Raw genomic sequence first — 11,499 nt, 5'->3', positions numbered from 1 at the left:
TTATAGAGTTATATAATTTCTGTGTTATAGCTTTTTATAAAGCTTAAATATAGGGTTGAATCTATTTGGTAATTTATCAAACTTGAAAAACGTTATTGACTTGAATGTGTACGAAAATCAGTATACGCCAAATAATCCTACTAAAAAGCCGATTTTATTAAATGAAGAATACATAAGGGGGTGTAGCTATACGAGTAAAGATTCGTTGCCAGAGCTGAAAGCTTCAGATAATCCGCTAAAAATAGACTGGGAGCAGATACTTTATTCGTTAACGGAAATTAGCCCGTTTCCGATTGGAATTGTATGTCTGCAAAACGAACAGATTCTTTTTCAAAACAGATTACTAGCGCCTTTTTTTGGAATTGATTCAAGCCAAAGATTCGACAAGATTATCCCTGAGTTTTATGCCCAGCCTGCTTTATGGACTCAATTAGTTAACAAGCTTAAAAGTGGCAACCTCATCAATAGTTATGCTGTAGAAGTCAAAAAAACCAACGGTGATACTTTTAAGGCAAAAATTTCAGCTAAGGTTGTTAATTACGAAGACAAACTGGCGGCACTATTCATATTTACGAATAATACTGAGTATTTAAAAAACCAGCAGGAGAATTTATTATTAACAAATACTGTAGAGCCACTCAAAGATGTCATTGACTTCACGCACAGCCAACCAAACTTGTTAGATGTTAACTCTTCTATTCTAAGCACTACAGACGACAATCTGAGCATCCAAACAGTTGAAACTGTCTCAAGATTAGAAGAGCCACAAGTAGATTTACATCTGATGAAACGTGCGATTGCTGCTAGTAGTAATGGGATTATTTTGACAGATCCCAATCAACCAGATAATCCCATCATTTATGTTAATCCAGCATTTGAGTCGATCACAGGTTACTGTGCCAGTGAAGTCATTGGGCGTAACTGTCGTTTTTTGCAAGGAAATGACCCAGAGCAAGCAGCCCTCCACGAATTACGTAGTGCGATTCAAGAACAAAGAGAATGCCATGTTATTTTACGGAATTACCGCAAGGATAATGTCCCGTTTTGGCATGAACTCTACTTAGCTCCTGTGTTTGACAATTCCGGCTATTTGACTAATTTTATTGGTATCCAGACTGATATTACCCAGCATCTACAAGCTCTTGAAGCATTACGAAAGCAAGAAGAACAGTATCGCCAGATTGTACAAACAGCAAGTGAAGGAATTTGGGTACTTGATAAGGACAACTGCACTACCTTTGTGAACCAACAGATGGCAACAATGTTGGGCTACAGCATTGAAGAGATGCTGGGTGCAACGTTGTTCTCTTTTATGGATTCTGAAGGGTTGGAGATTGCCAATGCTTATCTTTTACGACGTAATCAGGGTATTCAAGAAGCGCATGATTTCAAATTCCGATGTCAAGACGGTTCAAATATTTGGGTAATTATTTCCTGTGCCCCATTATTAGATGACCAGGGAAATTATGCTGGAGCTTTGGGGATGGTTACTAACATCACTGACCGCAAAATAGCAGAAGCTGCACTACAAGAAAGCAAACAACGTTTGGATGGAATTTTATGTTCTCTTGAAGATGTGATTTGGTCAATTTCTGCTGATACTTTTGAAACTCTTTATCTCAATCCTGCGGCTCTGAAAGTTTATGGTCATTCTGAATCAGACTTTTTTAATAACTCCAATCTTTGGTTTGAAGTCATTCACCCGGAAGATCAACAACGAGTTTCTGCTGCCATTCAACCATTATTCTTAATTGATAAGCAAGAATTAGAATACCGAATTGTTAGACCTGATGGGCAGGTACGCTGGCTGTTAAACCGAAGCCATTTAATTTATAACACTTGTGGTCAGCCGATTCGGATCGATGGAATTGCAACAGATATTACTGAACGAAAACTTCTTGAAGAAAAGTTAGTTCACAATGCTTTTTATGATGCTCTAACTGGACTGCCCAATCGAATTTTATTTATAAACAGGCTAGAACAAGCCATTGCACAGAGCAAACATAATCCAGATGATTTATTTGCTGTGTTGTTCCTTGATCTAGACCGCTTCAAAGTCGTCAACGATAGCTTAGGACACTTAGTTGGCGACCAACTATTGATCATACTTGCTCAACGTTTACAACAGTGTCTCCAGCCTGACGATACTGTTGCTCGTTTAGGTGGAGACGAGTTTACCATTTTGCTTCCCCATATTCAAAGTATTGAAGATGCTACATGCATCGCAGAACATATACATCAGGCATTAAAGTCGCCCTTCAACTTGTGCGGATATGAAGTATTTATGAGTGCGAGCATTGGTATTGCTTTAGGTACAAACAAATACGCTCAACCTGCGGATTTACTTCGAGACGCTGATACTGCCCTTTACCGCGCTAAAGAGCAGAGGCTTGCTGGGCATATAGTATTTGATACTACTATGTACGATCGGGCAGTAACGCTGTTGCAGTTAGAAACTGACTTGCGCTGGGCAATTGAACGACAGGAGTTGTGCCTTTACTACCAGCCAATTATTTGTATGAAAACTGGAACAATTACAGGATTTGAAGCGCTCGTTCGCTGGCAACATCCAGAACGTGGGCTCATTTCTCCAGGCGATTTTATTCCTATAGCAGAAGAAACTGGAATAATTATTCCAATTGGTCAATGGGTACTAACTGAGTCTTGTCAGCAATTGCGGCAGTGGCAACTACAATTTCCTGCCATCAAGCCCTTGACCATGAATGTTAACCTTTCTGGTAAACAGTTTTCTCAACCTCATCTAATTGAACAAATCAGCCAAATTCTCCAAGATACTAGTCTTAACCCTAGCAACTTAAAGCTAGAAATCACAGAAACTGCAATTATTGCCTCTCCTGAAAAGGCTACCTCCGTCCTTAAACAACTTAAGGCTTTTGGTTTGCAATTATGTATTGATGATTTTGGGACAGGTTATTCATCTCTAGCTTATCTGCATAATTTTCCCATTGATGTTCTCAAGATTGACCGCTCCTTTATTAATCGCATTGATAACGATACTGAACAATTCGCTATTGTTCGGGCTATCGTTACTTTAGCTGATAACTTAGGAATGAGTATCGTTGCTGAAGGGGTAGAAACAATTGACCAATTAGTACAACTTAAATTGCTACAATGCCAACAAGCACAAGGTTACTTATTTTCAAAGCCCTTGGCTCAAGAACAAGCAAGAATTTTACTAGCTTCTGAGCAATCCTTTTTCAGCGTATAAAAGCATACGATTAACTCAGAGTAAATAAATGCTAGTATTCAGAAGAATGACTTGATCCTGATCGGAATCTGAATCTGAAACTCTGTTCCCTGAAGTGGTTGTGTAATACACTTTAACTGACCGCCATGCTTGTCTACAATTTGATAACAAATTGACATTCCTAAACCTGTACCTGAACCAACAGGTTTAGTTGTAAAGAAAGGGTCAAAGATTTTTTGCCTGACTTTTTCTGTCATCCCACAGCCATTGTCAATAAATCGAATCATTACTTGATTACTATCTAAAACTTCAGTAGTAATGCAGATTTGGGGATTGTGATTCGTTGATTGTTGATTTCCAGTCCAAATAATATTGCTCTCTGGTATCGGGCAACCGATTATTGACTCTCTCAAAGTATCAATGGCATTAGTTAAAAGGTTCAAAAATACCTGATTAAGTTGCCCAGGGTAACAATCGACTTGAGGGAGTTCACCATATTCTTTAATAACTTCAATATCTGGATGTTTTCCTTGGCCTTTTAATTGATTACCTAAAATTAAGAGAGTACTATTAATACCTTCGTGTAGATCAACTCTTTTTATCTCGGCTTCATCTAGCCTCGAAAAATTCCGTAACGATAAAACAATCTCGCAGATGCGTTCAGATCCTACTTTTATTGAAGATAATATTTTTGGTAAATCTTCTCTAACAAAGTCGAATTCTATCGTCTCAGCTAAAATCTGAATTTTCGATAGGGTTTGTGGGTAGCATTCTTGATAAAGTGAGATTAATTTAAACAGGTTTTCAGTATATTCATTGGCAATGGCGATATTACCATAAATGAAACTAACAGGGTTGTTAATTTCATGGGCAATGCCTGCGACTAACTGCCCTAAAGAAGACATTTTTTCAGTTTGAATAAGTTGAGTTTGTGCATCTGCAAGGTCTTTGAGAGTAAGTTTTAGTTGACTGTTAGCTGCTTCTAGTTGCGCTGGACTTGGCAAAGCTAACGCCTGGGGAATTATCGGCACTAATGTGAAAGCTGTATAAACCGATATCAAAGCAGTCAAAGCTTTTATAAAACCAGATAGCCAATAAGTTGGATGCCAAAGTGTCCAAATTTCCATTACATGGGTTGTACCACAAAAGATAATGAAAGCTCCAAATAATAAAAGTATTGATTTAAAAGGCAAATCCTCACGCTTTCGGACAAAGTAAACAAGGGCAATGGGGATAGAGAAATAGGCAAGAGCAATTAAAGAATCTGATATAATATGTAGCCACACTAACCCTGTCTTCCAAAGGTAACAATGTCCATGTGGAATAAATAAGCTATCTGTAAAAACTTTTTGTAACAGTTCCAGCATATTTTAATTTTATCTAATAAATAAATTTTAAAAAACATTAACAATAAATTATACATTTTAAATATAAAATTGTCTCTTATGTAGAAGAAAAATCATTAAATACTTTAATTATTGCTAGTCCCAAGTATCCCCAAATAATGGAACCATTTTTTGGCAATACAGTTCAGATAAGGTCAAAACACTTGTATAGACGGCGATTTATTGCGTCTCAAAAACCCCAAATTTTTGCCAGTAGCCCTTAACCCAAGCGTATTGCAATATAATATGTTTAAAGAAGCACCATTGTGATAGTCTGATTTTCCTGGATATCCTACCAGATTATCAATTAACCCCCTCTGATTTTGGTTATAAAACATGCTTAGGCAATGACAGAACAATAGGTACTATTAATAGTCAAAGGATGTGCAGTAATCTTTCTCTAAACCAAAAGAGATATTGTTGGGTTTGTCCGAAAAGTATTCCCACCAGGACTTACGCAAGAATTCTCTGAAACTCTTATTCCTTTGTGTCCTTTACGGTTCGTTTTATCATGATTTTGCGTAAGTCCTACCCACATTTATCACAAGTTTTAAATGCGGAGTGGCAGAGGGGTAGAGGAGCAGAGGGGAAAGAAGCTCTTGAGCAGGGGGCAAGGGGGCAGAGGGGAAAGAATTTATACAAAAATTCTTCTCTGCTCCCCTGCTCAAGAGTTCAATATCTCAAGATTTTGAGAGATGTGGTGAGAAATCCGGGTATTGACTTTCGACCAAGTTAATTTTGAATCTGAGCCAAAATCGGCAAGCTAATCAAAAATTCTGTTCCAACGCCTGGGATAGAATTCACATCCAAAGTTCCACCATGTTTTTCTACAACAATAGACCCAGCGATCGCCAATCCTAAGCCAGTTCCTTTACCAACGCTTTTAGTCGTAAACAAGTGATCAAATACTTTTTGTTTGACTGATTCACTCATGCCTTGACCATTATCAGCAATCGTCACCTCAACCTGTTTTTCTTTCAATACCGTGGTAATTGTAATCCGGTTAAGATTGGCTTTAATCTCCTGAAAAGTTAGACCTGTATTTGATTCATCCAAAGCATCAATAGCATTTGCTAGGATGTTCATAAATACTTGATTTAATTGACCAGGAAAGCATTCAACTTGTGGCAAGTTCCCATAGTTAGTCACGACCTCAATTGCCGGACGGCTGTCATTGGCTTTGAGACGATGTTTTAAAATTAGAATTGTACTATCAATGCCTTCATGAATGTTAAAGGGTACTTTGTAATCTCTATCAGCACGGGAGAAAGTGCGAAGACTAGTGCTGATATTTTTGAGCCTGTCACACGCCATAGTCATTGAATCAATCATCTTAGTGAAATCTTTTAAGTTATATTCTAAGTCGATTGTTTCGGCATGAATGAGAATTTCATCTCCCGGAGTTGGAAATCTTTGTTCATATAATTTCAAGTGTTCGATAAGATCAGCAAATGTTGGTTTAGCAAGTTTTAGACTGGCAGCAATAAAACCAAGAGGATTATTCATTTCATGAGCTACCCCAGCAACTAAGTTACCCAATGCAGACATCTTTTCACTTTGGACAATTTGTAATTGAGCTTGTTGCAGGTTTTGTAAAGCGGTTTCTAGCTCCAGCGATTTTTCCTGTTCTCGCTGATAAAGTCGGGCATTTTCTATAGAAATCGCTGCTTGAGCGCAAAGTAAGTTGAGCAGTTCAACCCGCTCTTGAGTAAACGCTCCAGCCGCCAGCTTGTTTTCTAGGTACAACACACCCAGCAACTTAGCCTGATGTAAAATCGGACTGCACAGAATACTCTTGGGCTGCTGTTGCCCAATGTAAGGGTCATTAGTTAATTGTGGATGTACGCTAGCATCAACAATTACCGAAGGTTGGAAGTTGCGTTTGACAGTATTTATTAAGCCAACTGGTAGATCCTTTGACTCTTCAACAGGCTGTGGATTGGTCAGCATCGAAGAAAAATCAACTTTGGTATTTCCATTGTTCTGTGGGACTAGCTTTGCTAATGCCCGAATCAGTAATTTATCTGACTCCACAAGCATTAACACACACTTATCAGCTCCAGCATTTTCGATGACGATAGAAAGCAACGATGAAAGCAGTTTTTCCATCTCGATTTCACCTGAGATGGTTTGGGAAGCTTTGAGAATGGCAGTTAAATCTAAAGCAACAGAAATACTGCTACTGTTGAAGGTGAGGGAACTAGTGGATGTGATACCCCCCGCGAAGAGGGTTTCTTTAGTCGAGAAGGAAGGACGAGTTTGCTGTAATATAGGGGCGAGTAATTGCGGATAGCGTTTTTCCAGGTCGGCGATTTTAGCTAAAGCTCCCCAGCGAGCATAGCCATAGTATGCGTTTGTAATGTATTCCCTAGCTATGTTCTGTTTGCCCCACTTGAGGTAGAATTTTGCTGCCAACTCATTGCTAAGTGCCTCTTCGTTGAGGTAGCCGTTTTTTTTAGCACCCGCAATGGCACGATCATAATACTCTATTGCTTTGAGTGTATTTCCCATTACCCGCGCTGCTTCTGCCTCAACTAAATCATACTTGTGCTGGAAATTAGCTTCAGCATGATCTGCCCAGTAACGTATGAGTTTTTGGTTGGTAAACACCTGTTTCAGCCAAAGTTCTTGGTGGTTAGCATCTGCCTCTTCTGGATAAGCTGGGCGCGAGCAGTTTGAATACCGTGCAAGTAAGGACAAAGAATAGTAAAAGTTATGTGCGGCAACAAGTAGTAAACCAAAGGCTCCATCTACAAACTCAGTGGCTTGCTCTGCATTAGTTACAGCCTGTTCATAGCTTTCAAAAGTATAAAAAATAACTGTTTTGGCTACGTAAGCGGCAAATAGTGATTGATGATTATGGGTATTATGAAAATGCAGTAGCATTTGTGTCTCATCAAAATCAATCCCAGTCAGGTAAAACTGCTCAGAACTTTCTCCGAGTAAGTTTAAAGTGAGTTGCCTCCAAATATTCGCATAATCAACACAATGCTTTTGTTTGAAATTTAAAAGTAAATCAATATATTTTGCTTGCCTTTCCCCAACAGAATTTAAAGGTTCTCCAATCAGAAATAAATGTGCAGACTCAGCCATCATTGAATAGCTAGCGTATTCGATATCTCCGACCTCTAGCCCGCACTGCATAGCTTCTCGTAACAATTGGAGTGTATTTCGACCATGCTCCTTACAAGTACAAATAAAAACTCCAAAGAGCATATAAATTTTTGAGCTGAGTTCTTTGGCATGGTATTGTTCTAGTAGCTTTAGAGATATCTGACCCGAGTGATAAGCAGTGTCTACATCTTTGATTACAGCACACAAAAATAAGCCATAAATTCCATAGACATAAGCAGCCAAGGATGAATGTCCCTGCTCAAGACAAAGATGGAGCATTGTCAGCGCTATTGACGGAAACATCTCCGGTTTGACATGATGAACAGCAGGGGTAATGCTAATCAGCAACCGCAGTGCAGCCAGAGATTCTGGATTGCTCATCTCTGGAATATTAGCTAAACTTGTTAACTCTGGTAGTTGCTCTAAATAATTCTCCTGCTCTACATCAGGTAAAATCAACGAGATTTTTAACTGTTCTAGTGCTTTTAACCCTGTTTCAATAGCTTGAACTTGCTGATCTTGGGCAATATAAATTTGAACTTTTAGCTCATAAGCCTTAATTCTGTCCACCAGATGTGTAGTTTGCTGCAATATCACGTCTATTAGAGTTATAGCTTCTTCAAACTGAGTATTTAAGTATTCTGCTTCTGCCGCTTCCTCATACAGCGCCAGCATCAGAACATATTGATTTTGCCAGCTATCTGCTGCTAACAATTCTATTCCTAGCGTTAAATACTGAACCGCGGCAGTGTAGGCAGTGGAAGCCTTGGCTTTCCGCCCAGCTACCAGATTTAATTGAGCTAGTTGATTGCGTTCGGTCTGTTGAGTAATTAACCCCAACCCCATGTTCAATTGACTAACAATCTGAAAAATCTTCTCTTCTTGTTCGTTGACAGGAATATTATTTAATAGTAGTTGCCCCAGCTTTAAGTGAGTAGCCTGTTTCTCATCTTCAGGAATTAGAAAATAAGCAGCTTGTTGGACGCGATCGTGCAAAAATTTATAAGTAACTGCTTGTGAGCTTTGCCCTGCAATTGTTTGATTTTCTTGACCCACATAGAATTTGTAAACTTCAGTTTGAGGTAGGATCAACCCCTCTTGTAAAGCTTTCCAGATGGCTGTTGCGGTTTGGGCTTCTGATATTGGGGACAGATCCGTAGAGCGTGCGCCTTGCACAATCGCCAACGTTGCTAAGTCAAATTCATTACCAATGCACGCTGCTAATTTTAAGACATCCTGTGTCGCTGTTGGCAACTTCTGCAACTGCAATGCCATGAATTCAACAACATCATCCGTTAGAGCTAACGCTTTCACTTGGGGAATATCACACTGCCAATTTCCCCCAGCAAAATCAAACTGGATTAGCCCATCTTCATGCAGTGCTTTCAGAAATTGTGTACTAAAAAATGGATTACCCTTGGTCTTTTGATATACCAGTTGAGTTAATGGTTGTACAACTTCTAGTGAACATCTGAGGGTATCGGCAACTAATTGATTTAAACTTGCTGTACTCAAAGGTGCTAGTGTAATAATGTTAATCGTGACTTTAGCTTTTCCAATCTCTCCTAGCGTCAACATCAAAGGATGAGCAGTAGAAACCTCATGATCTCGGTAAGCCCCAATCAATAATAAATGCCCCATCATTGAATCATCCATCAGCAACTGCATTAACTTCAAAGATGCTGAATCTGCCCACTGTAAATCATCCAAGAAAATCACCAGAGGATGTTCTTTGGTAGTGAATACTTGGATAAACTTTTGAAATAGTAAATTAAACCGATTCTGTGCCGCATTTCCAGATAAATTGGGCACAGGTACTTGTTGACCGATAATTTGTTCTAATTCTGGAATGACCTCGATAATGACTTGTCCATTCTCACCCAGTGCTGCTAATATTTTGGTTTTCCAAACTGATAATTGAATATCATTTTCACGGCGCAATTGCTCCATTAAATCTCGAAACGTCTGTACAAAGGCAGAAAAAGGAATATTACGATTAAATTGGTCGAACTTGCCTTTGATGAAGTAGCCCCTCTGTTCGGCAATTGGTTTATGGACTTCGTTAATAATTGCCGTTTTACCAATACCTGAAAACCCTGCGACTAACATCAGTTCCGTCTGATGTTTAGTAACCCGGTCAAATGCTTCTAGCAAAGTTTTCACCTCTTCTTCCCGACCATAGAGTTTTTCGGGAATAATGAAGTGATCGCTAATATCCCGTTGCCCAATCGGAAAACTTTCAATTTTGCCCGTTTGCTGGAGTTGATGCAAACATGCTTCTAAATCATATTTCAGTCCAAATGCACTTTGATAACGGTCTTCAGCATTTTTCGCCATCAATTTGCTGACAATTTCTGAGAGGATCGGCGCAATTTCTGGATTAATCTCATGCACCAAACATGGAAGTTTGGCAATATGGGAATGTATTAACTCCATCGGATCGTTTGATTGGAACGGTAATTGTCCCGTCAGTAACTCGTAAAAAGTTACGCCTAGAGAATAAAAATCAGTGCGGTAATCTATACCACGATTCATTCGTCCGGTTTGCTCTGGCGACAAATAGCTGAGTGTTCCCTCTAAAACATCGGGATTCTTTAGAGTTTGGGTTTCCCGTGGCAGCAGAGATGCAATACTAAAGTCAATGAGTTTGACATCGTGAGTTTCTGGATTAATTAGAATATTGGCAGGTTTAATATCTTTGTGAATAATCCGATGACGAATGAGAATATCTAATATATTGCACAGGGCGATCGCTAAAAGCAAAAATTCAATCAGAGTTGGCACAGTTCCCCATTGTTTCAGGGAAATTCCCCCAAAGTCTTCCATTACCAATGCATAGCCATTCTGGTACGTCTCTAAGCTGTAGGTTTGAATGATTCCAGGGAAGCTGAGATTTTTGGCAATGGTGTACTGATTGTGAAATTGCATCAGTTCTGTGAAGCTGGGATAAGGATTTTCCAGCAGTTTTATCACTACTCTTAATGAATCACTTTCTCGATACCCTCGATAAACCACGGTTCTCGAACCATTGTAGATTTCTTCAGTTATCTGGTATCCGGGAATACTGACCATGCTATGCTCATCTTGAAGGCTTTCAATTTTAGTGTTCCCAAATAGGTAACGCCACTTTTATCTTAGGTAGTAATCCTTATTTTGGCTTAACTTTAGATTCATACAGCGAAGCTGATATGAAAGATTGTGGCATTTGTACAGTGAATTTTTATTTGTCGCTATGCCAAATTAATGTCATTGAGGGTGTAAACCTTGCACTCTTTGAGCATTAAGCTTAGAAGTAGCGCCAGAAGCCTACAACCTATATCAACACGGCTTTGTCGCAAGCCTAAAATGGGTAAGGCAAGCCATGTATAGTTATGAGCCTACCCAAACTGAATGTTCAACGCTTCCTGAATTTCGAGCTGGCGTTACTGTTTAGGAGTCATTCAGGAGTTGCAAAAAGATGCACTATTATTAGTTTCCTGAAAAAAGATGCACTATTATTAGTTTCCTGAAAAAAGATGCATTATTATTAGTTTCCTGAAAAAAGATGAATTATTATTAGTTCCTTGAAAAAAGTGTGAAGAATTACAGTCAATTATTGGGGAATTGAGTGTACTATAAAGCTATTAAAGGGGGGTATGGGATTGGAAATTTATACTAAGAGAATGTGAGAATATTAAAATTTATTTATCCAGTGTAATTGGCGCGTTTACACAATTAGAATTAATGCAAACTAAAAATTTAATTTGAAACTGGTATGAGTTCCAGAGACATTTATTTATTCAGATGGCTCGT

The 11,499-nt window shown here is 38.8% G+C and carries 3 protein-coding genes; 1 reads left to right on the top strand and 2 read right to left on the bottom strand.

All coding sequences use genetic code 11. The annotated features are described in order from the left end of the window. The first annotated feature begins 82 nt into the window (after positions 1-82). Complete coding sequence (locus GNF10_RS18930; protein ID WP_260446188.1) at positions 83-3,229, top strand: EAL domain-containing protein; 3,147 nt, start codon at positions 83-85, stop codon at positions 3,227-3,229. Between the two features lie 38 nt (positions 3,230-3,267). Here GNF10_RS18930 and GNF10_RS18925 read toward each other — a convergent pair whose 3' ends face one another. Next, positions 3,268-4,575: a sensor histidine kinase gene (locus GNF10_RS18925; protein ID WP_185587336.1), complete on the bottom strand. Its 1,308-nt coding sequence runs from the start codon at positions 4,573-4,575 to the stop codon at positions 3,268-3,270. 750 nt (positions 4,576-5,325) lie between these two features. Further along, positions 5,326-10,779 (bottom strand): ATP-binding sensor histidine kinase, encoded by a 5,454-nt coding sequence (locus GNF10_RS18920; protein ID WP_185587338.1) that lies wholly within the window; start codon positions 10,777-10,779, stop codon positions 5,326-5,328. Positions 10,780-11,499: the final 720 nt, after the last annotated feature.

Source organism: Nostoc sp. UCD121 (genome assembly GCF_014222285.1).
GTDB lineage: Bacteria > Cyanobacteriota > Cyanobacteriia > Cyanobacteriales > Nostocaceae > Nostoc.
Note: the sequence above shows the minus strand (reverse complement) of the source record. Positions and strands in the feature narration are given on the sequence as shown.

Bases quoted from the DNA above. Each gene is read 5' to 3' on its own strand.
- GNF10_RS18925 (WP_185587336.1), bottom strand. From the start codon at position 4,575: ATGCTGGAACTGTTACAAAAAGTTTTTACAGATAGCTTATTTATTCCA.
- GNF10_RS18920 (WP_185587338.1), bottom strand. From the start codon at position 10,779: ATGGTCAGTATTCCCGGATACCAGATAACTGAAGAAATCTACAATGGT.